21 protein-coding genes are annotated in these 24,390 nt (G+C 70.5%); 16 read left to right on the plus strand and 5 right to left on the minus strand.

The window, feature by feature from the left end:
* The first annotated feature begins 24 nt into the window (after positions 1 to 24).
* From recG to mutM, 8 genes are all read left to right on the plus strand, one after another.
* On the plus strand, positions 25 to 2,244 hold the full coding sequence (gene recG, locus ACIQAC_RS29085) for an ATP-dependent DNA helicase RecG (RefSeq protein ID WP_402195912.1): 2,220 nt from the start codon (positions 25 to 27) through the stop codon (positions 2,242 to 2,244).
* Between the two features lie 111 nt (positions 2,245 to 2,355).
* Positions 2,356 to 2,940, plus strand: a complete 585-nt coding sequence (rsmD, locus tag ACIQAC_RS29090) for a 16S rRNA (guanine(966)-N(2))-methyltransferase RsmD (RefSeq protein WP_402195914.1) — start codon at positions 2,356 to 2,358, stop codon at positions 2,938 to 2,940.
* Positions 2,941 to 2,966: 26 nt separating this feature from the next.
* Positions 2,967 to 3,446, plus strand: a complete 480-nt coding sequence (coaD, locus tag ACIQAC_RS29095) for a pantetheine-phosphate adenylyltransferase (RefSeq protein ID WP_402196227.1) — start codon at positions 2,967 to 2,969, stop codon at positions 3,444 to 3,446.
* A 157-nt stretch (positions 3,447 to 3,603) separates the two neighbouring features.
* Positions 3,604 to 4,704: a cell division initiation protein gene (locus ACIQAC_RS29100; protein WP_402195917.1), complete on the plus strand. Its 1,101-nt coding sequence runs from the start codon at positions 3,604 to 3,606 to the stop codon at positions 4,702 to 4,704.
* Between the two features lie 128 nt (positions 4,705 to 4,832).
* Complete coding sequence (locus ACIQAC_RS29105; protein WP_402195920.1) at positions 4,833 to 5,486, plus strand: YceD family protein; 654 nt, start codon at positions 4,833 to 4,835, stop codon at positions 5,484 to 5,486.
* A gap of 2 nt (positions 5,487 to 5,488) precedes the next feature.
* Positions 5,489 to 5,662: a 50S ribosomal protein L32 gene (gene rpmF, locus ACIQAC_RS29110; protein WP_103781676.1), complete on the plus strand. Its 174-nt coding sequence runs from the start codon at positions 5,489 to 5,491 to the stop codon at positions 5,660 to 5,662.
* 7 nt (positions 5,663 to 5,669) lie between these two features.
* Positions 5,670 to 6,518, plus strand: coding sequence for a ribonuclease III (gene rnc / locus ACIQAC_RS29115; RefSeq protein WP_402195923.1), 849 nt, complete (start codon positions 5,670 to 5,672; stop codon positions 6,516 to 6,518).
* Positions 6,519 to 6,620: 102 nt separating this feature from the next.
* Complete coding sequence (gene mutM / locus ACIQAC_RS29120) at positions 6,621 to 7,481, plus strand: bifunctional DNA-formamidopyrimidine glycosylase/DNA-(apurinic or apyrimidinic site) lyase (RefSeq protein WP_402195926.1); 861 nt, start codon at positions 6,621 to 6,623, stop codon at positions 7,479 to 7,481.
* Here mutM and ACIQAC_RS29125 read toward each other — a convergent pair.
* Together ACIQAC_RS29125 and ACIQAC_RS29130 are read right to left on the minus strand one after the other, a co-directional pair.
* Complete coding sequence (locus ACIQAC_RS29125; RefSeq protein ID WP_402195929.1) at positions 7,471 to 7,878, minus strand: winged helix-turn-helix transcriptional regulator; 408 nt, start codon at positions 7,876 to 7,878, stop codon at positions 7,471 to 7,473. The genes mutM and ACIQAC_RS29125 overlap by 11 nt on opposite strands.
* 87 nt (positions 7,879 to 7,965) lie before the next feature.
* Complete coding sequence (locus ACIQAC_RS29130) at positions 7,966 to 9,120, minus strand: CAP domain-containing protein (RefSeq protein ID WP_402195931.1); 1,155 nt, start codon at positions 9,118 to 9,120, stop codon at positions 7,966 to 7,968.
* 160 nt (positions 9,121 to 9,280) lie between these two features.
* Between ACIQAC_RS29130 and ACIQAC_RS29135 the strand changes: the two genes are divergently transcribed.
* The 4 genes from ACIQAC_RS29135 (at position 9,281) to ACIQAC_RS29150 (ending at position 15,780) form a co-directional block, all read left to right on the plus strand.
* Positions 9,281 to 9,562: an acylphosphatase gene (locus ACIQAC_RS29135; RefSeq protein WP_402195934.1), complete on the plus strand. Its 282-nt coding sequence runs from the start codon at positions 9,281 to 9,283 to the stop codon at positions 9,560 to 9,562.
* 377 nt (positions 9,563 to 9,939) lie between these two features.
* On the plus strand, positions 9,940 to 10,146 hold the full coding sequence (locus ACIQAC_RS29140) for a hypothetical protein (RefSeq protein ID WP_402195936.1): 207 nt from the start codon (positions 9,940 to 9,942) through the stop codon (positions 10,144 to 10,146).
* A 250-nt stretch (positions 10,147 to 10,396) separates the two neighbouring features.
* Positions 10,397 to 14,110, plus strand: a complete 3,714-nt coding sequence (locus ACIQAC_RS29145) for an AAA family ATPase (RefSeq protein ID WP_402195938.1) — start codon at positions 10,397 to 10,399, stop codon at positions 14,108 to 14,110.
* Positions 14,111 to 14,367: 257 nt separating this feature from the next.
* Positions 14,368 to 15,780, plus strand: a complete 1,413-nt coding sequence (locus ACIQAC_RS29150) for a sugar porter family MFS transporter (protein ID WP_402195940.1) — start codon at positions 14,368 to 14,370, stop codon at positions 15,778 to 15,780.
* A gap of 38 nt (positions 15,781 to 15,818) precedes the next feature.
* Here ACIQAC_RS29150 and ACIQAC_RS29155 read toward each other — a convergent pair whose 3' ends face one another.
* Both ACIQAC_RS29155 and ACIQAC_RS29160 read right to left on the minus strand, forming a co-directional pair.
* The gene (locus ACIQAC_RS29155; protein ID WP_402195943.1) at positions 15,819 to 16,790 is read right to left on the minus strand and encodes an LLM class flavin-dependent oxidoreductase; all 972 of its coding nucleotides are present in this window, start codon (positions 16,788 to 16,790) and stop codon (positions 15,819 to 15,821) included.
* Positions 16,791 to 16,851: 61 nt separating this feature from the next.
* Positions 16,852 to 18,351, minus strand: coding sequence for a cytosine permease (locus ACIQAC_RS29160; RefSeq protein ID WP_402195945.1), 1,500 nt, complete (start codon positions 18,349 to 18,351; stop codon positions 16,852 to 16,854).
* Positions 18,352 to 18,460: 109 nt separating this feature from the next.
* Here ACIQAC_RS29160 and ftsY point away from each other — a divergent pair, with 109 nt between their 5' ends.
* The gene (ftsY, locus tag ACIQAC_RS29165; RefSeq protein WP_402195948.1) at positions 18,461 to 19,669 is read left to right on the plus strand and encodes a signal recognition particle-docking protein FtsY; all 1,209 of its coding nucleotides are present in this window, start codon (positions 18,461 to 18,463) and stop codon (positions 19,667 to 19,669) included.
* 110 nt (positions 19,670 to 19,779) lie between these two features.
* On the opposite strand, the gene ACIQAC_RS29170 is transcribed toward ftsY, so the two are convergent.
* Positions 19,780 to 20,442, minus strand: a complete 663-nt coding sequence (locus ACIQAC_RS29170; RefSeq protein WP_402195950.1) for a bifunctional DNA primase/polymerase — start codon at positions 20,440 to 20,442, stop codon at positions 19,780 to 19,782.
* A 448-nt stretch (positions 20,443 to 20,890) separates the two neighbouring features.
* Between ACIQAC_RS29170 and ACIQAC_RS29175 the strand changes: the two genes are divergently transcribed.
* From ACIQAC_RS29175 to ACIQAC_RS29185, 3 genes are all read left to right on the plus strand, one after another.
* Complete coding sequence (locus ACIQAC_RS29175; RefSeq protein WP_402195953.1) at positions 20,891 to 22,366, plus strand: hypothetical protein; 1,476 nt, start codon at positions 20,891 to 20,893, stop codon at positions 22,364 to 22,366.
* 346 nt (positions 22,367 to 22,712) lie between these two features.
* On the plus strand, positions 22,713 to 24,050 hold the full coding sequence (locus ACIQAC_RS29180; RefSeq protein ID WP_402195956.1) for an ammonium transporter: 1,338 nt from the start codon (positions 22,713 to 22,715) through the stop codon (positions 24,048 to 24,050).
* Complete coding sequence (locus ACIQAC_RS29185; RefSeq protein WP_003997576.1) at positions 24,047 to 24,385, plus strand: P-II family nitrogen regulator; 339 nt, start codon at positions 24,047 to 24,049, stop codon at positions 24,383 to 24,385. The genes ACIQAC_RS29180 and ACIQAC_RS29185 overlap by 4 nt, the downstream gene beginning before the upstream one ends.
* Positions 24,386 to 24,390: the final 5 nt, after the last annotated feature.

Genomic DNA, 24,390 nt, shown 5'->3' on the forward strand with positions numbered 1-24,390 from the left:
GCATTGTCAGTGGCGTGGTGTGCAATGGATCTCGTGCCCGCACTGGAAGAACCACTGAAACAACCGCTCAAGTCAGTGCTCGGCCCGGCCACCGCGAAGGTGATGGCCGAGCACCTCGGCCTGGAGACCGTCGGCGACCTTCTCCACCACTATCCGCGCAGATACGAGGAGCGCGGGCAGCTCACCCATCTCGCCGATCTGCCGATGGACGAGCACGTCACCGTGGTCGCGCAGGTCGCCGACGCCCGGCTGCACAGCTTCGCGTCCTCCAGGGCACCGCGCGGCAAGGGCCAGCGTCTCGAGGTGACGATCACCGACGGCAGCGGCCGGCTCCAGCTCGTCTTCTTCGGCAACGGTGTGCACAAACCCCACAAGGAACTGCTCCCGGGCACCCGCGCGATGTTCGCCGGTAAAGTTTCGGTATTCAACAGCCGGTTGCAACTGGCCCACCCGGCCTACGAACTGCTCCGCGGCGACCCGGAGGAGTCCGTCGAGACGTGGGCCGGCGCCCTCATCCCGATCTACCCCGCCACCGCCAAGCTGGAGTCCTGGAAGATCGGGAAGGCCCTCCAGACCGTGCTGCCCGGCGCCCAGGACGCGGTCGATCCGCTGCCCGACTCCCTGCGCGAGGGCCGCGGCCTGGTCTCCCTCCCCGAGGCCCTGCTCAAGATCCACCGCCCGCACACCAAGGCCGACATCGAGGACGCGCGGGCCCGCCTGAAGTGGGACGAGGCCTTTGTCCTCCAGGTCGCCCTCGCCCGCCGCCGCCACACCGACGCCCAACTCCCCGCCGTGCCCCGCGTCCCCCTGCCGGACGGCCTCCTCACCGCCTTCGACGACCGGCTGCCCTTCACCCTCACCGACGGCCAGCAGAAGGTCTCCCGGGAGATCTTCGAGGGCCTCGCGACGGCCCATCCGATGCACCGGCTCCTCCAGGGAGAGGTCGGTTCGGGAAAGACGCTGGTCGCCCTGCGCGCCATGCTCGCCGTCGTCGACGCCGGCGGACAGGCCGCGATGCTCGCGCCGACCGAGGTCCTCGCCCAGCAGCACCACCGCTCGATCGTCGAGATGATGGGCGACCTGGCCGAGGGCGGCATGCTCGGCGGCACCGAACACGCCACGAAGGTCGTGCTGCTGACCGGCTCCATGGGCACCGCCGGCCGCCGCCAGGCCCTGCTCGACCTGGTCACCGGCGAGGCCGGGATCGTGATCGGCACCCACGCCCTGATCGAGGACAAGGTGCAGTTCCACGACCTCGGCCTGGTCGTCGTCGACGAGCAGCACCGGTTCGGCGTCGAGCAGCGCGACGCCCTGCGCGGCAAGGGCAAGCAGCCCCCGCACCTGCTCGTCATGACGGCCACCCCCATCCCCCGCACGGTCGCGATGACGGTCTTCGGCGACCTGGAGACCTCCGTCCTCGACCAGCTCCCGGCCGGCCGCTCGCCCATCGCCAGCCATGTCGTCCCCGCCGCCGACAAGCCCCACTTCCTCTCCCGCGCCTGGGAACGCGTGCGCGAGGAGGTGGAGAACGGCCATCAGGCCTACGTCGTCTGCCCGCGCATCGGCGACGAGGAGGACGACCCCAAGAAGGCCGCCAAGCAGAAGTCCGCCGAGGACGAGGCCGAGAAGCGACCGCCCCTCGCCGTCCTCGCCGTCGCCGACCAGCTCGCCAAGGGCCCCCTGGCCGGCCTCCGGGTCGAGGTGCTGCACGGCCGGATGCACCCGGACGACAAGGACGCCGTGATGCGCCGCTTCGCCGCCGGCGAGACCCACGTCCTGGTCGCCACCACCGTCATCGAGGTCGGCGTCAACGTCCCCAACGCCACCGCCATGGTGATCATGGACGCCGACCGCTTCGGCGTCTCCCAGCTCCACCAACTGCGCGGCCGCGTCGGCCGTGGCTCCGCGCCCGGCCTCTGTCTCCTGGTCACCGAGATGCCCGAGGCGAGCCCCGCCCGCCAGCGGCTGAACGCCGTCGCCGCCACCCTCGACGGCTTCGAGCTCTCCCGCATCGACCTGGAGCAGCGCCGCGAGGGCGACGTCCTGGGCCAGGCCCAGTCCGGCGCCCGCACCAGCCTCAGGGTCCTCGCGGTGATCGAGGACGAGGAGATCATTGCGGAGGCGAGGGAGGAGGCGACGAGGCTGGTGGCCAACGACCCCGACCTCAAGACCCTGCCAGGCCTCCGAACGGCACTGAACGCCCTCTTGGACGAGGAAAGGGAGCAGTACCTGGAGAAGGGGTGAGCGACCCACCCGCCCCCAGGGGTGCGGGGCTGTAGTCCGTTTGCGGCTACCGCCGCGCGGGCGCGACCAGCCACACTGATACGGAAACCCGCCCACGAACAAGGACCCCACATGACCCGCGTGATCGCCGGAACGGCCGGCGGACGTCGCCTCGCCGTCCCCCCGGGACAAGGGACCCGCCCCACCTCCGACCGCGCACGCGAGGGCCTCTTCTCCACGTGGCAGTCCCTCCTGGGCACCCCCCTGCAAGGCGAACGCGTCCTGGACCTCTACGCGGGCTCGGGCGCGGTCGGCCTGGAAGCACTGTCCCGCGGCGCCGGACACACCCTCCTCGTGGAAGCGGACGCGAAGGCCGCCCGGACCATCCGCGAGAACGTGAAGAACATCGCCCTCCCGGGCGCGGAGGTCAGACCCGGCAAGGCCGAGCAGATCATCCGAACGGCGCCTGAACAGCCGTACAACATCGTCTTCCTGGACCCTCCGTACGCCGTCACGGACGACGATCTTCGGGAGATCCTGCTCACACTCGGCTCGGAGGGCTGGCTCGCGCCGGAGGCGATCGTCACCGTGGAGCGCAGCACCAGGGGCGGGGAGTTCCGGTGGCCGGACGGCTTCGAAGCGCTCCGGTCCCGTCGCTACGGCGAAGGAACCTTTTGGTACGGTCGCGCCGCCTCTACGTGCGAAGACGCACGATGACCGGACCGGAGAGCGAGGGATCACAAGTGCGCCGCGCCGTCTGTCCCGGGTCGTTCGACCCGATCACCAACGGACATCTCGACATCATCGCCCGCGCCTCCCGTCTGTACGACGAGGTCTATGTCGCGGTGATGATCAACAAGGCCAAGAAGGGCCTGTTCGAGATCGAGGAGCGGATCGAGCTGATCCGCGAGGTCACCGCCGAGTACGAGAACGTCCGGGTGGAGTCCTTCCACGGCCTGCTCGTCGACTTCTGCAAGCAGCGCGACATCCCCGCCATCGTCAAGGGCCTGCGCGCGGTCAGCGACTTCGACTACGAGCTCCAGATGGCCCAGATGAACATCGGCCTCTCGGGCATCGAGACCCTGTTCGTGCCCACCAACCCCACCTACTCCTTCCTGTCGTCCTCCCTGGTCAAGGAGGTCGCGACCTGGGGCGGCGATGTCTCGCACCTGGTCCCGCCGGCCATCTTCGAGGCCCTCTCCGAGCGTCTGAAGCAGGGCTGACCGACCCCGGAGCACGGGCCGCCGCCGAACGCCGGGCGCCGGCCGCCGCGTTCCCCGGCCCGCGGGCAACGCGGGATCCGGTGTCCCCCGGCAGTCCCATGGCCGTACAGTCGTCCCGTCCGTCTCCATCACAGGCGTAGAGAGTGGCGAGCACACGATGGATGTGCAGAAGAAGCTCGACGAGATCGTCGACGCGGTCTCCAGTGCCCGTTCGATGCCGATGTCGGCCTCGTGCGTGATCAACCGCGCGGAGATGCTCTCTCTGCTGGACGAGGTGCGCGCCGCGCTGCCCGACTCCCTCGCGCACGCGCAGGAACTGATCGGCGGGCGTGAGCAGCTGGTCGAGCAGGCCCGTCAGGAGGCCGAGCGGATCATCCAGGGCGCGCACGCCGAGCGCGGTTCGCTGATCTCCGACACCGAGGTCGCCCGCCGCTCCCAGGCCGAGGCCGACCGGATCCTCGCCGAGGCGCGCAAGGACGCCGAGGAGATCCGCGCGGAGGCCGACGACTACGTCGACTCCAAGCTCGCCAACTTCGAGGTCGTCCTCACCAAGACCCTCGGCTCCGTCGGCCGCGGCCGCGAGAAGCTCCTCGGCACCGGTCCCGGCCTGGACGCCCAGGGCTACGAGGACGAGGACGCCCCCGAGCGCAGCCACGACCCGGAGACCCTGCGCCGCAACGCCGACGAGTACGTCGACGTCAAGATCGGCGCCTTCGAGGCGGTGCTCGCCAAGACCCTGGAGGCGGTCGGCCGCGGCCGGCAGAAGCTGCACGGCCGGATCGCCTCCGACGACCTCAGCGCCCTCTCCGACGACACCAGCACCGTCCAGCACTCCAGCGACGCCGACTATCTCGCGGGTCTGGCCGACACCCCGGCCGAGCGCCCGATGGCGCCGCCCCAGCCCGAGCAGCCCCCGGTCGCCCAGCCCGCCTACGCCTACCAGCAGCAGCCGGACCCGTACGGCGGCTACCAGCAGCAGGGCTACGACGCACAGCACGACCAGGGCTACGACCCGCAGCAGCAGGACCCGTACGGCTACCAGCAGCAGGCCGATCCGTACGCGACCTATCAGGGCTACGACCCGCAGCAGCCCGCCTACGACCCGAACCAGGCGGCCTACGACCCCCAGCAGGCACAGCAGCAGCCCCAGCGGCCTCAACAGCACGCGCAGCAGGGGTACGCCCTGGACGAGACCAGCCTGTTCGACACGGGCATGATCAGCGCGGAGCAGCTGAGGGCCTACGAACAGGGCCGCTGACTGCGGATTGGGCCGACAGCGAAAGGTCCAGTACCCTGGTTCTTCGGTCGTGTGTATGCCCGCGACCTGCGCTGCCCGCAGACACCGACGGGCAGCGTCCCTCTGAGCTCGGAAGATCGAAAGCAGGAATGGCTCCTAACGCCCGCCTCGACCACCGCAACCCCCTCGTGTTCGACACGCACGAGCTGGGTCGGCGTCCTGGTGCGCTCCAGCGCCTGACCCGCACGGTCGACGCCCCGAAGGACCTCGGTCTCAAGGACGTCATCGGAGTGCCGGAAGGCGCCCCGGTGGAGCTCGAACTCCGTCTGGAGTCGGTCATGGAAGGGGTGCTTGTCACAGGCACCGCCCGTGCACTGGCCAAGGGGGAGTGCGTAAGGTGTCTGGAGCCGGTCGAGCAGGAGCTCGAAGCGGACTTCCAGGAGATGTTCTCGTACCCTGACGCCGATGACCGGGGCCGTGTGATCACGGAACCGGGCGACGACGCCGAGGACGACGAGGGCACGCTCTCCCTCGAGGACGGCATGTTCGACCTCGAACCCGTGCTGCGGGACGCGGTGGTGCTCGCACTGCCGATGCAGCCGGTGTGCCGGGAAGACTGCCCGGGTCTGTGCTCCGAGTGCGGAGCGCGGCTCGCGGACGACCCGGACCACCACCACGACGCCCTCGACATCCGTTGGGCGGCGTTGCAGGGACTCGCCGGTTCACTCGAAGACGGCGAGAAGGACGAGATGAGTGGCGAGGCGCCCGGTTCGGCGCACGCCAACGAGAAGCAGGAGAAGTAGCCGTGGCTGTTCCGAAGCGGAAGATGTCGCGCAGCAACACGCGCCACCGCCGGTCGCAGTGGAAGGCTGCGGTCCCCACCCTGGTTGCGTGTGAGCGCTGCCACGAGCCCAAGCAGCAGCACATCGCGTGCCCGTCTTGCGGCACTTACAACAAGCGCCAGGTCATCGAGGTCTGAGCGGCTGGTGAGAGGCACTGTGTCCACGCCAAAGAAGGCGGTTGACGCCAAGGCGGATCCAACCGCCGGGAACCCGGCGGACCACGAAGCCTCGTCCCACGCACTTCTGGAAGGGCGGCTCGGCTACCAGGTCGAGTCCGCCCTTCTGGTGCGTGCACTGACCCACCGTTCCTACGCGTACGAGAACGGCGGTCTGCCGACGAACGAGCGGCTGGAGTTCCTCGGGGACTCCGTCCTGGGTCTCGTCGTGACGGACACGCTGTACACCACCCACCCCGACCTGCCCGAAGGCCAGCTGGCCAAGTTGCGGGCCGCGGTGGTCAACTCGCGTGCGCTGGCGGGGGTCGGCCGCGGCCTCGACCTGGGTTCCTTCATCCGGCTCGGCCGTGGTGAAGAGGGCACGGGCGGCCGGGACAAGGCGTCCATCCTCGCCGACACCCTCGAAGCGGTGATCGGCGCGGTCTATCTCGACCAGGGCCTCGGCGCGGCGTCCGAACTGGTGCACCGCCTGTTCGACCCGCTGATCGAGAAGTCCTCCAACCTCGGAGCCGGCCTGGACTGGAAGACCAGCCTCCAGGAGCTCACCGCGACCGAGGGGCTCGGTGTTCCCGAGTACCTGGTCACGGAGACCGGCCCCGATCACGAGAAGACCTTCACCGCTGCCGCCCGCGTCGGAGGCGTCTCGTACGGCACCGGCACCGGCCGCAGCAAGAAGGAGGCGGAGCAGCAGGCCGCGGAGTCCGCATGGCGGGCGATCCAGGCCGCTGCGGACGAGCGCGCCAAGGCCGCGGCGGAAGCCGCGCGGGCCGAGGCCGCCCCGTCCGACGGCGCCGACGAGACGCCGGCCTCCGCCTGACGAACAGGCACGATCCGAGCGTCCGCCCACTTGGGGCGGGCGCTCGGCTCGTGGCGACCCGTGGCCCCGTGCGGTCCGGGCAGGCCCATGACGGGGGTTGCGATGCCAGAGTTGCCCGAGGTCGAGGTCGTACGACGTGGTCTGGAGCGGTGGGTCGCCGAGCGGACCGTCGCCGAGGCCGAGGTGCTGCACCCACGTGCCGTGCGCCGGCATCCGGCGGGCGCCGACGACTTCACCCACCGGCTCAAGGACCACCGGATCGGGATTCCCAGCCGGCGCGGCAAGTATCTGTGGCTGCCGCTGGAGGACACCGGTCAGGCGGTCCTCGCGCATCTCGGGATGAGCGGACAGCTGCTGGTCCAGCCGCACACCGCGCCCGACGAGAAGCACCTCAGGATCCGGGTGCGGTTCGCCGACGCCCTCGACACCGAACTGCGCTTCGTCGACCAGCGCACCTTCGGCGGGCTCTCACTGCACGACACCACCGCCGACGGGCTGCCCGACGTCATCGCGCACATCGCCCGCGATCCCCTCGACCCGCTCTTCGACGACGAGGCCTTCCACCAGAAGCTGCGCCGCAAGCGCACCACCATCAAACGGGCCCTGCTCGACCAGTCGTTGATCAGCGGCGTCGGCAACATCTATGCGGACGAGGCCCTTTGGCGCGCCCGGCTGCACTACGAGCGTCCGACGGCGACCTTCACCCGCCCGCGCACCGCCGAACTCCTGGGCCACACAAGGGATGTGATGAACGCGGCCCTCTCGGTCGGCGGCACCAGCTTCGACAGTCTGTACGTCAACGTGAACGGGGAGTCGGGCTACTTCGACCGGTCCCTCGACGCGTACGGACGGGAGGGGGAGCCGTGCCGGAGGTGCGGTACGCCGATGCGCCGCCGCCCGTGGATGAACCGGTCGAGCTACTTCTGCCCCACGTGCCAGCGGGCGCCGCGCGTCACGCCGTAACGCCGGGCTGCCGCTCGTCGTAGCGGCGGCGGGCGGCGAGGACGTCGTCCATGCTGCTCTCCACACAGTGGATGAGCGTCAGCAGACGCTCCGTCACCTCGCGGCCGAGCGCGGTCAGTTCGTAGTCCACGCGGGGCGGGTTGGTCGGCCGGGCCTCGCGGTGGACCAGGCCGTCGCGCTCCAGGGCCTGGAGTGTCTGGGACAGCATCTTCTCGCTGACGCCGTCGACGCGGCGGCGCAGCTCGTTGAAGCGCAGCGATCCCTCGTACAGCGCGCCCAGGGTGAGTCCGCCCCAGCGGCCCGTCACATGCTCCAGCGTGCGACGCGAGGGACACGCCTTGGCGAACACGTCGTACGGGAGATCCCGCTCCGGCGCGCGCTCCTCGGTGTTGTCCATTCTTCAATCATACCGGCGGAAAGCGCCCACCGACAGATTGCGCTAACCGGTGGTTAGTGGGTCGGGTCCGGGGGCCGGGGGGGGGGCCTAGTAGCCGAAGTCCTGGGTCCACCACGGGCCGCCCGCGCCCATGTGGACACCGACGCCCAGGGTCTTGAAGTCGCAGTTCAGTATGTTGGCGCGGTGCCCGGGGCTGTTCATCCAGGCGTTCATCACGGCTGCCGCGTCGGCCTGGCCGCGGGCTATGTTCTCGCCGCCCAGACCGGTGACGCCGGCCTTCGCGGCCCGGTCCCACGGCGAGGCGCCGTCCGGGTCGGTGTGGTCGAAGAAACCGCGTGCGGCCATGTCCTCGCTGAAGTCCTGGGCCAGGTCGGACAGCGCGCTGTTCGCGGCGAGGGCGCTGCAACCGACCTTCGCCCGCTCCTCGTTGACCAGCCGCAGCACCTCGGCGGCGGCCGCGGTCTCCTCGGACACCGTCGCCGGGGCCGAGGTGCGCTCCGCCGGCGACTCGGGGGCGGGGGCCTTCGTGGCCGTACGCGACGGCGTCGGCTCGGTGCTCGGCTTCTTCGACGGAGGAGTGGCCGGCTTCCTGCTCTCGGGCTTCTCGGACTCCGGCTTCTTCTCCGGGGTCTTGCCGGGCGCCGTCGAGGGCGTGGATGCGGAGGCGGTCGGCGAGGTCGAGCGCTCGGTGTCGCGGCTGGTGGACTCCGGGTCGCGGGTCTCCGCGCTGCCGGAGGTGCCGCCCTGCGCGGTCGGTGAGCCGGTCGGGGTGTCGACGGCCTGGATGTCGCCGGCGCCGCTGCCACCGCCGAGCCGGTAGTTCTGGGTGCCGGGGACCACGCCCGCGGCGACCGCGACCGTGCCGATGGCGACCGCGGCGGAGACCCCGAGCAGTCCGGTACGCACCGGACGGGCCACCCGCTTCTTGCGGCGGCGGTGCGTGGACGTGCCGGACGCGCCCCGGTCGCCGCCACCCGTCAGATAACCGTCGCCCGGCAGGACGGCGGTCCCCGCGGCGGGGGTGTAGGCGTCGTCGGTGGCGTAGAGGAAGGCCTCGCTGCGTGCCGTGGTCTCGGCGTAGGCCTCGGGGTTCAGATACGGCGCGATACCGGGCGCCGCGCGGCCGCCCCCGTACGAGTCCCGCGGGCCGTGGCTCCCCGTGGCGGAACCGTGCTGCTGTGTGACCCCCGTGGCGCGGCCCCTGGCGGCGCGTCCGGCGGCGGAGCGTCGGTGGCGTCCCATGTCCTGGCCTTCCTCGTCCGTGCGGTCGACTCGTCCAACGCGGTCAACGCAACTCACTCGATCGAGTGGGTTTCAAATGAGATTCACTGCGTCGGGACGGTACCCCATGGCGCTGGAGGAGGAAGTGTCCTGAGCGACATATGCCGGTTAGGTTGCACTCATGAGCGAGGATGTGCGGCTGGTGGCCTGGGTACGGGGACGCGTCCAAGGTGTGGGTTTCCGCTGGTTCACGCGGGCCAAGGCGCTGGAGATCGGGAGCCTGAGTGGCTTTGCTCTCAATTTGGAGGACGGCCGGGTCCAGGTGGTCGCCGAAGGGCCGCGGACGGGCTGCGAAGGGCTGCTCGACTGGCTCCGCCAGGGCGACACGCCCGGCCGCGTGGAGGGTGTCACCGAGATCTGGGACACACCCCGCGGGGGCTACGACGGCTTCGCGATCCGCTGACCCGGAGACCGCCCGGCCCCGGAAACACGGGGCCGCGGGGGACTTCGGCGGTCGCCGTCGGGGGAAAGTGCCTGGTGATTGACGACAAGCCCTTGCCCTGGCCCGCTCCGCAGGGAAAGATGATCGACACGCCCTCAGCGCCCGCAGCAGCTCTCGCGCCGCCGTTCCAGGCCGCGCACGCCGGGTCGCCCGCCAATACGGGGCGTGATCGTGTTGACCGTCAAACTTTTTGGTGAGACGCTGAAAGCCCCGCGCACCTTAGCTGTTTGGCATGGCAGAACGGCAGAGCAACACTCGGTGTGCCAAGCACCGCGGGTGCGATTCCCTCACGACCCACACCGATTCGGTCGGTCACTCAGTGTGGAGGACCATCCATCATGGCAAAGGCGCTTCTCGGTTACGTCGGCGGCTCCGACCCTCGACTCCTCGCCGAGATGCGACGGCTCCAGCAGCGCGTCCAGGACCTGGAATCCGAGCTCGTACGGATCCAGGAAGAGAACGACGCGCTGACGGCTGCCGCTTCTCACCACGACAGGTTCATGGAGAGCATCGACGCACACCAGGCGGAGCCCGCGCTCACCTGATCACTGCATCGCGGCACGACAGGCAGTGGTTGGGCTGCTCGTACCACCGCTAAGTTGTCAAGAAGTTGCAAGGGACGCTTCGGCGTCCCTTCTTTCTTTCCCCCGGTCCTGCTCCGGTCCCGCTCCGCCCCGTCTTTCTTTCCCCCGTGCATCCTTTCAGGCTCTTTAACGTCTGGTGTGCCCTGCACGTTCAACGGCGAAACCGCGGGTTCATGGAGTGAGACAACCCCGGAAGGTAGAGTCCAGCGGCGTGCACCTCAAGGCCCTGACCCTCCGCGGGTTCAAGTCGTTCGCCTCGGCGACCACGCTCCGGTTCGAGCCGGGCATCACGTGTGTCGTGGGACCGAACGGCTCGGGCAAGTCCAATGTCGTGGACGCGCTCAGCTGGGTCATGGGCGAACAGGGCGCCAAGTCGCTGCGTGGCGGCAAGATGGAGGACGTCATCTTCGCCGGCACCACCGGCCGCCCGCCGCTCGGCCGCGCCGAGGTGTCGCTGACCATCGACAACTCCGACGGCGCGCTCCCCATCGAGTACGCCGAAGTCACCATCACGCGGATCATGTTCCGCAACGGCGGCAGCGAGTACCAGATCAATGGCGACACGTGTCGCCTGCTCGACATCCAGGAGCTGCTCTCCGACTCCGGCATCGGCCGCGAGATGCATGTCATCGTCGGCCAGGGCCAGCTCGACTCCGTACTGCACGCCGATCCGATGGGCCGCCGCGCCTTCATCGAGGAGGCGGCCGGCGTCCTCAAGCACCGCAAGCGCAAGGAGAAGGCGCTCCGCAAGCTGGACGCGATGCAGGCCAACCTCGCGCGGGTGCAGGACCTGACGGACGAACTGCGCCGCCAGTTGAAGCCCCTCGGCCGGCAGGCCGCCGTCGCCCGCCGGGCCGCCGTCATCCAGGCCGACCTCCGCGACGCCCGGCTGCGCCTGCTCGCCGACGACCTGGTGGGCCTGCGTGACGCGCTCACCGCCGAGGTCGCCGACGAGGCCGCGCTCAAGGAGCGCAAGGAGTCCGCCGAGCAGGACCTGAAGAAGGCGCTCCAGCGCGAGGCGCTCCTGGAGGACGAGGTCCGCCGGCTCACCCCGCGGCTCCAGCGCGCCCAGCAGACCTGGTACGAACTGTCCCAGCTGGCCGAGCGGGTACGCGGCACGATCTCACTGGCCGAGGCGCGCGTGAAGAGCGCCACCTCCGCCCCGCCCGAGGAGCGGCGCGGCCGCGACCCCGAGGACATGGAGCGCGAGGCCCACCGGATCCGTGAGCAGGAGGCCGAGTTGGAGGCCGCCCTCGAAGCGGCCCAGCACGCCCTGGACGACACCATCGGCCACCGCGCCGACCTCGAACGCGAACTCGCCCTGGAGGAACGCCGCCTCAAGGACGCCGCCCGCGCGATCGCCGACCGCCGCGAGGGGCTCGCCCGGCTGGGCGGCCAGGTGAACGCGGCCCGTTCGCGCGCCGCCTCCGCCCAGGCTGAGATCGACCGCCTCGCCGCCGCCCGTGACGAGGCGCAGGAACGTGCCGTCGCCGCGCAGGAGGAGTACGAGGCACTCAAGGCCGAGGTCGACGGCCTAGACGCCGGCGACGCCGAACTCGCCGAGCAGCACGACGCCGCCAGGGAGCGGCTCAAGGAGGCGGAGGCCGCCCACGGCGCGGCCCGCGAGGCGGTCACCGCGGTCGAACGCGCCCGCGCCGCGACCCAGGCCCGCCACGAGGCACTCGCCCTCGGCCTGCGCCGCAAGGACGGCACGGGGATACTGCTCGGTGCGAAGGACCGCCTCACCGGACTTCTCGGCCCCGCCGCCGAGTTGCTGACGGTGACCCCGGGCCACGAGGTCGCCCTGGCAGCGGCCTTCGGAGCGGCGGCGGACGCGATCGCGGTGACGTCACCCACAGCGGCGGCGGACGCGATCCGCCTGCTTCGAAAGCAGGACGGCGGCCGAGCGGCCCTACTCCTGGCAGGAACCCCGGAGAACCCCCCGCCACCGGGACCGGCAACGCCGGAGCGCTTGTCACCCACGGGACCGGCGACGCCGGGCGGCTCGTCACCCACGGGACCGGCGACGCCGGAAAGGGGCGCGGGGAACTGCGCGACCAGCCACAACGGCCCCGCAGACGCCACTCCACCCCAACCAGCCCCTACGACCGGCGCCCACCCCGCATCCCACCCCGCATCCCACTACGTCCACGCCCCCACCGACCTCACCCCCGCCATCCACCGCCTCCTCCAGGGCATCGTCGTCGTCGACACCCTCGAAGACGCCGAGGCCCTCGTCTACCGTCGCCCCGACCTCACCGCGGTCACCGCCGAAGGCGACCTCCTCGGCGCCCACTTCGCCCACGGCGGCTCCGCGGGCGCACCGAGCCTCCTGGAGGTACAGGCCTCCGTCGACGAGGCTGCGGCCGAGCTGGAAGAGCTGGCCGTCCGCTGCGACCGACTCACCGAGGCACAGACCACCGCCGCCGAGCACCGCAGGGAATCCGCACGGCTCGTCGAGGAACTCGGCGACCGCCGCCGCGCCGCCGAGCGCGAGAAGTCCTCCGTCGCCCAGCAACTCGGCCGGCTCGCGGGCCAGGCCAGGGGCGCCGCGGGCGAGGCCGAGCGCAGTACGGCCGCCGCCGCCCGCGCCCAGGACGCGCTGGACAAGGCCCTCCAGGACGTCGAGGAACTCGCCGAACGCCTCGCCGTCGCCGAGGAGATGCCGGTCGAGGAGGAACCCGACACCTCCGTACGCGACCGGCTCGCCGCCGACGGTGCCAACGCGCGGCAGACCGAGATGGAGGCCCGCCTCCAGGTCCGTACACACGAGGAACGCGTCAAGGGGCTGGCCGGACGGGCCGACGGACTCGACCGTGCCGCCCGCGCGGAACGCGAGGCACGCGCGCGTGCCGAGCAGCGCCGGGCCCGGCTGCGTCACGAGGCCGCCGTCGCGGAGGCCGTCACCACCGGCGCCCGCCAGCTGCTCGCGCACGTCGAGGTCTCCCTCGGCCGCGCGGACCAGGAACGGGCCGCGGCCGAGGCCGCGAAGGCGCGCCGCGAGCAGGAGCTGACGGCCGCCCGGACCGAGGGCCGCGACCTCAAGGCCGAGCTGGACAAGCTGACGGACTCGGTGCACCGGGGCGAGGTGCTCGGCGCCGAGAAGCGGATGCGGATCGAGCAGCTGGAGACGAAGGCGCTGGAGGAGCTGGGTGTCGAGCCGGAGGGCCTCGTCACCGAGTACGGCCCCCACCAGCTCGTACCGCCGTCCCCGCCCGCCGAGGGCGAGGAGCTGCCGGAGGACCCCGAGCATCCGCGCAACCAGCCGAAGTCGTTTGTCCGCGCCGAGCAGGAGAAGCGGCTCAGGGCCGCCGAGCGGGCGTACCAGCAGCTCGGCAAGGTGAACCCGCTCGCCCTGGAGGAGTTCGCCGCGCTGGAGGAACGTCACAAGTTCCTGAGCGAGCAGCTGGAGGACCTGAAGAAGACCCGGGCCGACCTCCTCCAGGTCGTCAAGGAGGTCGACGAGCGGGTCGAGCAGGTCTTCACGGAGGCGTTCTGGGACACGGCCCGGGAGTTCGAGGGTGTGTTCAGCCGGCTCTTCCCGGGCGGTGAGGGGCGGCTGGTGCTGACCGATCCCGACAACATGCTCACCACCGGTGTGGATGTCGAGGCCCGGCCGCCCGGCAAGAAGGTCAAGCGGTTGTCGCTGCTCTCGGGCGGTGAGCGGTCGCTGACGGCCGTCGCGATGCTGGTGTCGATCTTCAAGGCGCGGCCCAGCCCGTTCTACGTGATGGACGAGGTCGAGGCGGCGCTCGACGACACCAACCTTCAGCGGCTGATCCGGATCATGCAGGAGTTGCAGGAGGCCTCGCAGCTCATCGTGATCACGCATCAGAAGCGGACGATGGAGGTCGCGGACGCGTTGTACGGCGTGTCGATGCAGGGCGATGGTGTGTCGAAGGTGATCAGTCAGCGGTTGCGCTGACGCCGGGTCTGTATCGGATTCGGGTGCGGCGCCGTCGTGGCTGGGCGCAGTTCCCTGCGCCCCCGGGCGACGCCTCCACCGGTTCTTCAAGAAGTGAACGCAAGCCTTACTCGCGTAAAAAAATCTCTTACCAAACCCCCCGTTTGACTTCGGAACCTGAAGGCATAGGGTCTGTAACGTCGTTTTTACCTTCAGGTGTGAGTGGCGCTTCCCTGTGCGCAACTAGTAGCACTTGCCGGTGGCCCGAGGAGTTGAACGTGACCAGCACAGCGCAGGCCCCAGGAGCCGGGACGGCTCATCCCGATCATCTCGGGCACGTCATCTTCATCGCCGCCGCCGCGGCGATGGGCGGATTCCTCTTCGGCTACGACAGTTCCGTGATCAACGGTGCCGTCGAAGCCATCCGGGACCGCTACGACATCGGCTCCGCCGCGCTGGCCCAGGTCATCGCTATCGCGCTGATCGGCTGTGCGATCGGCGCGGCGACCGCCGGCCGGATCGCCGACCGGATCGGCCGTATCCGGTGCATGCAGATCTCCGCCGTGCTGTTCACCATCAGCGCGGTCGGTTCCGCGCTGCCCTTCTCGCTGTACGACCTCGCGTTCTGGCGGGTCATCGGCGGTTTCGCCATCGGTATGGCGTCCGTCATCGGCCCGGCCTACATCGCCGAGGTCGCCCCGCCCGCCTACCGCGGTCGGCTCGGCTCCTTCCAGCAGGCCGCGATCGTCATCGGCATCGCCGTGTCGCAGCTGGTCAACTGGGGTCTGCTGAACGCCGCCGACGGCGACCAGCGCGGCAAGCTGATGGGCCTGGAGGCCTGGCAGGTCATGCTCGGCGTGATGGTGATCCCGGCCGTCCTGTACGGCCTGCTGTCCTTCGCCATCCCCGAGTCCCCGCGCTTCCTGCTCTCCGTCGGCAAGCGTGAGCGCGCCCGCGCGATCCTCGCCGAGGTCGAGGGCGAGCACGCCGGTCTCGACGCCCGGGTGGCCGAGATCGAGCACGCCATGAAGAGCGAGCACAAGTCGGTCTTCAAGGACCTGCTCGGCGGCTCCTTCTTCTTCAAGCCGATCGTCTGGGTCGGTATCGGCCTCTCGGTCTTCCAGCAGTTCGTCGGCATCAACGTCGCGTTCTACTACTCCTCGACGCTGTGGCAGTCGGTCGGCGTCGACCCGTCGGAGTCGTTCTTCTACTCCTTCACGACGTCGATCGTGAACATCATCGGCACCGTGATCGCGATCATCTTTGTGGACCGGATCGGCCGAAAGCCGCTCGCGCTCATCGGCTCGGTCGGCATGGTGGTCGGTCTGGCGCTGGAGGCCTGGGCGTTCTCGTACCACCTGGTCGACGGCAAACTGCCCTCCACACAGGGCTGGGTCGCCCTGGTCGCCGCCCATGTGTTCGTGCTGTTCTTCGCCCTGTCGTGGGGTGTGGTCGTCTGGGTCTTCCTGGGCGAGATGTTCCCGAACCGGATCCGCGCCGCCGCACTGGGCGTCGCCGCCTCCGCGCAGTGGATCGCCAACTGGGCGATCACCGCGAGCTTCCCGTCGCTGGCCGACTGGAACCTCTCCGCGACCTACGTGATCTACACGGTCTTCGCCGCGCTCTCCATCCCGTTCGTCCTCAAGTACGTCAAGGAGACGAAGGGCAAGTCACTGGAGGAGATGGGCTGAGGCCCGCCCTCGGAAGGCGCGACGTGTACTGCCCCGGCTCACGCCCCCAGCCGGGGCAGTACACGTTCGCAGAACAGCTCCAGACTCCGCCGCCCCTCCTCGACCGGCATCCCGCCCACCAGCGGATGCAGTACGAGGCTGTCGAGGCCCAGCGCCACACACTCGTCCGGCGTCACGATCCGGTAGACGCCCTCCGCGCGGAGCTCCGCCACCGTCCCGGCCGCCGAGCGCACCGCGGAACGCACACCGCCCGACTGCCAGGAGGCGTACGTGTGCGCCTCGTGCAGGAAGTGCTCGCCGTGGCGGGACCACGCCTCGTCGGGGTCCTCGGCCAGGTGCAGCAGCGGGATCTCGGCGCCCGGCATCATCGTCCAGCCGTCGGTGCCGTACTCGACGAGCCGCTCCTTGTAGTACGCCTCCAGCTCCGGCAGGTGCGCGCTCGGGAAGAACGGCAGGCCGAACCGTGCCGCCCGGCGCGCGGCCGCCTTGGAGGAGCCGCCGACCAGCAGCAGGGGATGCGGTTCGGTGAACGGGCGCGGGGTGACCCGGACCGTGCGGCCGCGGTATACGAACTCCTCGCCGGTCCACGCCTTCAGCAGCGTCTCCAGCAACTCGTCCTGGAGCCGTCCCCGCCGCTCCCAGTCCACGCCGAACTGCGCGTACTCCTGCGGCCGGTACCCGATCCCGGCGACCGTCACCAGCCGTCCGCCGCTGAGCAGATCCAGTACGGCGATGTCCTCGGCCAGCCGCAGCGGATCGTGCAGGGGGCCGATGATCGCGGAGACGGTGACCGAGATGCGCCGGGTGGCGCCGAGCACCGCGCCGGCGAAGGTGAACGGCGAGGACATCCAGTTGTTCTCGGCGCCGTGGTGCTCCTCGGTCTGCACCATCGTGACGCCGCGCTCGTCGGCGTAGGCCGCCATCTCCAGGGCCGCCCGGTAGCGGGCGCCGAGCGCGGCCGGGGTGGCGCCGGGTGCGACGAGGTTGAACCGTACGACCGAGACGGACATGGGGCGTCCCCCTTCACCTGGGACGGGGCTCCGGCGAAGGGGGACGGTAGCTGACGGGGCGTCAGATGGCCAGAGACGCGGACCGCTCCCGTACGGCCGGCTTCGGCAGTACGGCGTAGAGCAGGCCCGAGACGACGATCGTGGCCGTCCAGCCGAGGCCGTACTCGCCGACGGGGTTGTTCGAGGCGAGCGGGCCGGTGAACCAGTCGGACGTGGTGAACAGCAGGCCCGTCACCAGGCCCAGCGCCCAGGCGGTGACCGCGGCCGGGCCGAAGCCGCCCCGGTACCAGTAGGCGCTGGTGCGGCCCGTGTCGAGCAGGGCGTCGGCGTCGTAGTGCGTGCGGCGCAGCATGTCCACGCCGAACACGCCGACCCACGCCGAGAACGCCACCGCCAGCAGCGACAGGAAGGCGATGAAGGACCCCATGAAGCTCGTCGCGACCAGCATGAGGACGCCGCCGAAGACCAGTGAGATCACCGCGTTGACCGAGACCGCCCAGTGCCGGGGCACCCGGATACCCAGGGTCTGGGCGGTGAAGCCGGCCGAGTACATCGACATGGAGTTGATCAGCAACATGCCGACCAGCGCGATCAGCAGATAGGGCACCGCCAGCCACAGCGGCAGGATCTCCCCGAGGAACGACACCGGGTCCGCCGCCGACGCCAGATCCGGCGTCCCCGACGCCATCACCGCACCCATCAGCACCATCGGGAGCACAACGACCCCCGCGCCGCCGACCGAGTTGCGCACGATCGCCGCCGAGGACGCCGTACGCGGCAGATAGCGCGTGAAGTCGGGGGAGGACGGCACCCAGCTGATACCGCCCGCGGCGATCAGCCCCACCCCCGTGATCATCGCGGCCGTGGAGCCCGCGCCCTGCCCGAAGACCCTGCCCCAGTCCGTCTCGGCGACCAGATAACCGAGCACCAGGAGGGAGAAGCCGCCGAAGAGGTAGGTCGCCCACCTGTTGCACTTCTGCACGGCGTTGATGCCCAGGCCGGAGATCGCGAAGGTCGCGAGTACGAAGAACAGCAGGGTGACCACGACCAGCACGTCGTTGCGGCCCACCCCGAACAGGATGTCCAGCACGGTGAGCACGGCGTACGCGCCGGTCACCGCGTTGATCGTCTCCCAGCCCCAGCGCGCCACCCAGATCAGCGAGCCCGGCAGCAGGTTCCCGCGCTGACCGAACACCGCGCGGGACAGCGTCATCCCGGGCGCGCCCCCGCGCTTCCCGGCGATCCCGATCAGCCCGACCAGTCCGTACGACACGACCGGCGCGGCGACGCCGACGACCAGGGACTGCCAGAAGTTCAGGCCGTACGTCACGGCCAGGCTCGCGCCCATGGTCAGCAGCAGGACGCTGATGTTGGCGGCGACCCAGGTCGGGAACAGCTCACGGGTGCGGGCGGTGCGCTCGGTGTCCGGGACCGGTTCGATACCCCGGGTTTCGAGGCCGCCGTGGGGGTGCGGATCCTCGGGGCCGCCGTGGGGGTGCGGATCTTCGGCGGATATCGCGGGGGAGCCGGGGGCGCCATCGTGTGGGGCGGTGGTGCTCATGGCGAGCCATCGTACGTTAGTCCGACTATGGCCCGAAATCGACCGGGTGCGGGTCGGTGGAACATCCAAGGGGGGCGCGTTCGGACCCATGGCCGATACTGGACGCGTTATGGAAACCGTCATCCTTGTTGTAGTCATCGCCGTGGTCGTGCTCGGCGCGCTGGGCGGACTGATCGTCGGCAGCCGGCGCAAGAAGCCGCTGCCCCCGCCGCCGCCCACGACACCCGACATCACCGCCCCGCCGGCCGAGCCGCACGTCGGCGACGAGGCCGAGACGCCGCGGGACGAACCCCGCCGCACGATCGAGGAGGTGGACCTTCCCGACGGCTCGGCCCCGGCCGGCGTCGCGGAACCGCCCGTAGAAGAGCTCCCGGCGCCCGAGATCGAGGTGCCGGAACCCGCCGCGGGCCGCCTGGTGCGGCTGCGCGCCCGGCTCTCCCGCTCCCAGAACGCGCTCGGCAAGGGCCTGCTCACCCTGCTGTCCCGCGAGCACCTCGACGAGGACACCTGGCAGGAGATCGAGGACACGCTGCTCACCGCGGACGTCGGTGTCCAGCCCACCCAGGAACTCGTCGACCGGCTCCGCGAGCGGGTCCGGGTGCTCGGCACCCGCACCCCCGAGGAGCTGCGCGCCCTGCTGCGCGAGGAGCTGATCACGCTCGTCGACCCCGGGATGGACCGGGTCGTGAAGACCGAGCCCGAGGCGAGCAAGCCCGGCATCGTGATGGTCGTCGGGGTGAACGGCACCGGCAAGACCACCACCACCGGCAAGCTCGCCCGCGTCCTGGTGGCCGACGGCCGCAGTGTGGTGCTCGGCGCCGCCGACACCTTTCGCGCCGCCGCCGCCGACCAGTTGCAGACCTGGGGCGAGCGGGTCGGTGCCTACACCGTGCGCGGTCCCGAGGGCGGTGACCCCGCCTCCGTCGCGTTCGACGCGGTGAAGGAGGGCAAGGAGATGGGGTGCGACGTCGTCCTCATCGACACCGCGGGGCGGCTGCACACCAAGACCGGCCTCATGGACGAGCTGGGCAAGGTCAAGCGGGTCGTGGAGAAGCACGCGCCGCTGGACGAGGTGCTGCTGGTGCTCGACGCCACCACCGGGCAGAACGGCCTGGTGCAGGCCCGTGTCTTCGCCGAGGTCGTCGACATCACCGGCATTGTGCTCACCAAGCTGGACGGCACCGCCAAGGGCGGCATCGTCGTCGCCGTGCAGCGCGAACTCGGAGTGCCGGTCAAGCTCATCGGGCTCGGCGAGGGCGCGGACGACCTGGCGCCGTTCGAACCGGAAGCGTTCGTGGATGCGCTCATCGGAGACTGACCAACCGGAATCGGTACGCGGTGTCGAACGGACACGCGGTAGTGCGGTACGCGGAGCGCCCGCCCCCACGATGTGCTGGGGCGGGCGCTCTGACGTGCGGGTCGGTGCCGTTACGCGCGGGAGCGGTGGGCCACGTAGGCCAGCGTGCCGAGGAGCAGGCGGGCCGCCGGCGGCTTCGTCGCCGAGTCCAGGTCGGGTGAGCGCAGCCAGCGGACCGGGCCGAGGCCGGCCCGGTCGGAGGGCGGCGCCGTGACGGACGTGCCCGGGCCGAGGGCGCGCAGGTCGAGACGGGGGTCGTCCCAGCCCATCCGGTAGAGCAGCGCGGGCAGTTCGGCCGCCGCGCCGGGCGCGACGAAGAAGTGGGCGCGGCCGTCGGGGGTCACGGCGACCGGGCCGAGCGGCAGGCCCATGCGCTCCAGGCGGACCAGCGCGCGGCGCCCGGCGGGCTCCGCCACCTCCAGCACGTCGAACGCCCGGCCGACCGGCAGCATCACCGCGGCGCCCGGGAACTCGCCCCAGGCCTCGGTCACCTGGTCGAGCGTCGCGCCCGCCGGTACCTCCGGCGCGAAGTCCAGCGGATGCGCGCCGGGCGCGGGACAGTCGGCGCGGCCGCAGGAGCACGCGCCCCCGGCGGTCCGGGCGCCCGGGACGACGTCCCAGCCCCAGAGCCCGGTGTACTCGGCCACGGCGGTGCATTCCGACGCCCGGCCGCGGCGGCGCGAGCCGGACCTGATGTCGCGGATCCCCCTGCTGCTGCCGATCGTGAAGCCCATGCCCCCTCCAACGCTGCCCACACACCGGTGGTTACGAGACGAACGCGGAACGTGACCGCTCACCGTTTCCGCTTCCCGATGGCGCCCGTTTCAGGCGGCGGCTTGGTGTGCGGCGGGTGGTGCGCTCGGCTGTACGCGCCCCGGCGCACACCGTTTCGCTCACCCGCGTCCGTCCTATGTCAAGTGAATCGTGAGGAGCCAACCGCGAGTTCATTCGAAGGGGTGGCGAATGGTGGCGTTTCCGGGATCGCCATGGCTGGACGGGTGATCGTAGGATTACTTTGAGTGCACGGAGCCCGGAGGCACATGCGCTTCCGGGTATGCCGGAGGCAAGTCGCTTCCCCGTTCGAAGAGTGACAACTGCCGGACGGGCGGCCGTGTTGACGGGCATTCTGATAGGGCTTGGCGCAGAGAGCGGCAGGCGGTCGGAGGGAATGGGGGCGTTCCAGTGGGCGGCAACGGCGCAGGCGGGGCGAACGCCGACAAGCGTCCCAACGAGCTGCTGGGCTCGTGGTTCGTGCGCAGCGGCTGGTCCAAGGGCGAGCTGGCACGTCAGGTGAACCGCAGGGCGCGCCAGTTGGGCGCCAACCACATCTCCACGGACACCTCCCGGGTGCGCCGCTGGCTGGACGGCGAGAACCCGCGCGAGCCGATCCCCAGGATCCTCTCCGAGCTGTTCTCCGAGCGCTTCGGCTGTGTCGTCTCGGTCGACGACCTCGGGCTGCGCACCGCCCGCCAGACGCCCTCCTCCTCCGGCGTCGACCTGCCCTGGACCGCCCCGCAGACGGTCGCCCTGCTCGGTGAGTTCTCCCGCAGCGACCTGATGCTCGCCCGCCGCGGCTTCCTCGGCACCTCGCTCGCGCTGTCCGCCGGGCCCTCCCTGATCGAGCCCATGCAGCGCTGGCTCGTCCCCGGCCCCACGGCCGCCCGGCAGGACGCCGAACCGATCGCCACCGGCCGGGCCCGCGGCCGGCTCTCCCAGCCCGAGCTGGAGCTGCTGGAGTCCACCGCGGTGATGTTCCGCCGCTGGGACGCCCAGTGCGGCGGCGGACTGCGCCGCAAGGCCGTCGTCGGCCAGCTGCACGAGGTGACGGACCTGCTCCAGGAACCCCAGCCGGAGGCCACCACCCGAAGGCTCTTCCGGGTCGCCGCCGAACTCGCCGAACTGGCGGGCTGGATGAGCTACGACGTGGGGCTCCAGCCCACCGCCCAGAAGTACTTCGTGCTGGCCCTGCACGCCGCGAAGGAGGCCGGCGACCGCCCCCTCGGCTCGTACGTGCTCTCCAGCATGAGCCGCCAGATGATCCACCTCGGCCGCCCCGAGGACGCGCTGGAGCTGATCCACCTCGCGCAGTACGGCAGCCGGGACTGCGCGAGCCCGCGCACCCAGTCGATGCTGTATGCGATGGAGGCCCGTGCCTACGCCAACATGGGCCAGCCCGGCAAGTGCAAGCGTGCGGTGCGGATGGCCGAGGACACCTTCGGCGACGCCGACGAGTGGGACGACCCGGACCCCGACTGGATCCGCTTCTTCTCCGAGGCCGAGCTGTACGGCGAGAACTCCCACTCGTTCCGCGACCTCGCCTACGTCGCCGGCCGCAGCCCCACCTACGCCTCGCTCGCCGAGCCCCTGATGCAGCGCGCGGTCGAGCTGTTCTCCAAGGACGACGAGCACCAGCGGTCGTACGCACTCAATCTGATCGGCATGGCCACCGTGCATCTGCTGCGCCGCGAGCCCGAGCAGAGCACCGCCTTCGCGGAGGAGGCCATGCAGGTGGCCAAGAAGGTGCGTTCCGAGCGCGTCAACACTCGTATCCGAAAGACCGTCGACACCGCCGCCCGGGACTTCGGGGACCTCGCCGAGATCGTCGACCTCACCGGCAAGCTCGCGGTGGAACTGCCGGAGGCCGCCGAGGCGGTCTGACCCACGCGGCGACGAGCCGCACCCCTGAGACCCCGGCCGCGGCCGGCCCTCCCGAACCGCCCGACTCGGCTCCCCCATGCCAGGTCATTCGGAGGACCGACCGCGGCCGGCCTCTTGCCACACCCCGGACATCGCCGAAGGTTGCGCCACGATAACGATCGTCGGGGCCGCGCCGCGGGCAGTTCATCCACCCGTAACACGCACGGTGCCTTCGTCACCGCGGCGAAACAACGAGGGGCTTCGACGGAAACCGCGCTGCGCCAATCTCATGGCGCATAACCGGCCCACCCCTCCAGCCGCAAGGCTTCGCCCGCACGGGGCCGTATCCAACGACGAGGAGACGCCGATGGCACCAGCCATCACGCTTGCGGCGGACGCACCCACACTGTCGTCCGCGAACACAGGCTTCATGCTCATCTGTTCGGCCCTGGTGATGCTGATGACCCCGGGCCTGGCCTTCTTCTACGGAGGCATGGTCCGCGTCAAGAGCACCCTGAACATGCTGATGATGAGCTTCATCAGCCTCGGGATCGTCACCATCCTGTGGGTGCTGTACGGCTTCTCCATGGCCTTCGGTACGGACTCGGGCAGCATCATCGGCTGGTCCTCCGACTACGTCGGCCTCACCGGCGTCGGCATCGGCGACCTCTGGGACGGCTACACCATCCCGGTCTACGTCTTCGCCGTCTTCCAGCTGATGTTCGCGATCATCACGCCCGCCCTGATCAGCGGCGCGCTCGCGGACCGTGTGAAGTTCAGTGCCTGGGCACTGTTCATCGCGCTGTGGGCGACGATCGTGTACTTCCCGGTCGCGCACTGGGTGTGGGGCACCGGCGGCTGGGCCTTCGAGCTCGGCGTGATCGACTTCGCGGGTGGTACGGCGGTGCACATCAACGCCGGTGCCGCGGCGCTCGGCGTGATCCTCGTCATCGGCAAGCGGGTCGGCTTCAAGAAGGACCCGATGCGCCCGCACAGCCTCCCGCTGGTCATGCTGGGCGCCGGTCTCCTCTGGTTCGGCTGGTTCGGCTTCAACGCGGGCTCCTGGCTGGGCAACGACGACGGCGTCGGCGCGCTGATGTTCATCAACACCCAGATCGCCACCGCCGCCGCCATGCTGGCCTGGCTGATCTACGAGAAGATCCGGCACGGCGCGTTCACCACGCTGGGCGCCGCCTCCGGCGCGGTCGCCGGTCTGGTCGCCATCACCCCGGCGGGCGGCGCGGTCGACCCGCTCGGCGCGATCGCCGTCGGCGCGGTCGCCGGTCTGCTGTGCGCGATGGCCGTGGGCCTGAAGTACCGCTTCGGCTATGACGACTCGCTCGACGTCGTCGGTGTCCACCTCGTCGGCGGTGTCGTCGGCTCCCTGCTGATCGGCTTCTTCGCCAGCGGCAAGGGCCAGTCCGACGTCGAGGGCCTGTTCTACGGCGGCGGCCTCGACCAGTTCTGGAAGCAGTGCGCCGGTGTCTTCGCGGTCCTCGGCTACTCGCTGGTGGTCTCCGCGATCCTCGCCTTCGTCCTGGACAAGACGATCGGCATGCGGGTAAGTGAGGACGACGAGATCGCGGGCATCGACCAGGCCGAGCACGCCGAGACCGCGTACGACTTCAGCGGTGCCGGCGGCGGGTCCGCCCGTACCACCTCCGTCCCCGCCCCGGTGGCCGCATCCAAGAAGGTTGACGCATGAAGCTCATCACCGCGGTCGTCAAGCCGCATCGGCTCGACGAGATCAAGGAGGCCCTCCAGGCCTTCGGAGTGCACGGACTGACGGTCACCGAGGCCAGCGGTTACGGTCGGCAGCGGGGCCACACCGAGGTGTACCGCGGTGCCGAGTACACGGTGGACCTGGTCCCGAAGATCCGTATCGAGGTACTGGCCGAGGACGACGACGCCGAGCAGCTGATCGACGTCATCGTCAAGGCCGCCCGCACCGGCAAGATCGGTGACGGCAAGGTCTGGTCGCTCCCGGTCGAGACGGCCGTCCGGGTCCGCACCGGTGAGCGCGGGCCGGACGCGCTCTGACACGT

The sequence above is a fragment of the Streptomyces sp. NPDC088387 genome, assembly GCF_044753385.1.
GTDB lineage: Bacteria > Actinomycetota > Actinomycetes > Streptomycetales > Streptomycetaceae > Streptomyces.

Bases quoted from the DNA above. Each gene is read 5' to 3' on its own strand.
- ftsY (WP_402195948.1), top strand. From the start codon at position 18,461: ATGGAAACCGTCATCCTTGTTGTAGTCATCGCCGTGGTCGTGCTCGGC.
- ACIQAC_RS29155 (WP_402195943.1), bottom strand. From the start codon at position 16,790: ATGTCCGTCTCGGTCGTACGGTTCAACCTCGTCGCACCCGGCGCCACC.
- rsmD (WP_402195914.1), top strand. From the start codon at position 2,356: ATGACCCGCGTGATCGCCGGAACGGCCGGCGGACGTCGCCTCGCCGTC.
- ACIQAC_RS29180 (WP_402195956.1), top strand. From the start codon at position 22,713: ATGGCACCAGCCATCACGCTTGCGGCGGACGCACCCACACTGTCGTCC.
- ACIQAC_RS29170 (WP_402195950.1), bottom strand. From the start codon at position 20,442: ATGGGCTTCACGATCGGCAGCAGCAGGGGGATCCGCGACATCAGGTCC.
- mutM (WP_402195926.1), top strand. From the start codon at position 6,621: ATGCCAGAGTTGCCCGAGGTCGAGGTCGTACGACGTGGTCTGGAGCGG.
- ACIQAC_RS29125 (WP_402195929.1), bottom strand. From the start codon at position 7,878: ATGGACAACACCGAGGAGCGCGCGCCGGAGCGGGATCTCCCGTACGAC.
- recG (WP_402195912.1), top strand. From the start codon at position 25: ATGGATCTCGTGCCCGCACTGGAAGAACCACTGAAACAACCGCTCAAG.
- ACIQAC_RS29160 (WP_402195945.1), bottom strand. From the start codon at position 18,351: ATGAGCACCACCGCCCCACACGATGGCGCCCCCGGCTCCCCCGCGATA.
- ACIQAC_RS29140 (WP_402195936.1), top strand. From the start codon at position 9,940: ATGGCAAAGGCGCTTCTCGGTTACGTCGGCGGCTCCGACCCTCGACTC.
- ACIQAC_RS29130 (WP_402195931.1), bottom strand. From the start codon at position 9,120: ATGGGACGCCACCGACGCTCCGCCGCCGGACGCGCCGCCAGGGGCCGC.
- ACIQAC_RS29185 (WP_003997576.1), top strand. From the start codon at position 24,047: ATGAAGCTCATCACCGCGGTCGTCAAGCCGCATCGGCTCGACGAGATC.
- ACIQAC_RS29105 (WP_402195920.1), top strand. From the start codon at position 4,833: ATGGCTCCTAACGCCCGCCTCGACCACCGCAACCCCCTCGTGTTCGAC.
- ACIQAC_RS29135 (WP_402195934.1), top strand. From the start codon at position 9,281: ATGAGCGAGGATGTGCGGCTGGTGGCCTGGGTACGGGGACGCGTCCAA.
- ACIQAC_RS29100 (WP_402195917.1), top strand. From the start codon at position 3,604: ATGGATGTGCAGAAGAAGCTCGACGAGATCGTCGACGCGGTCTCCAGT.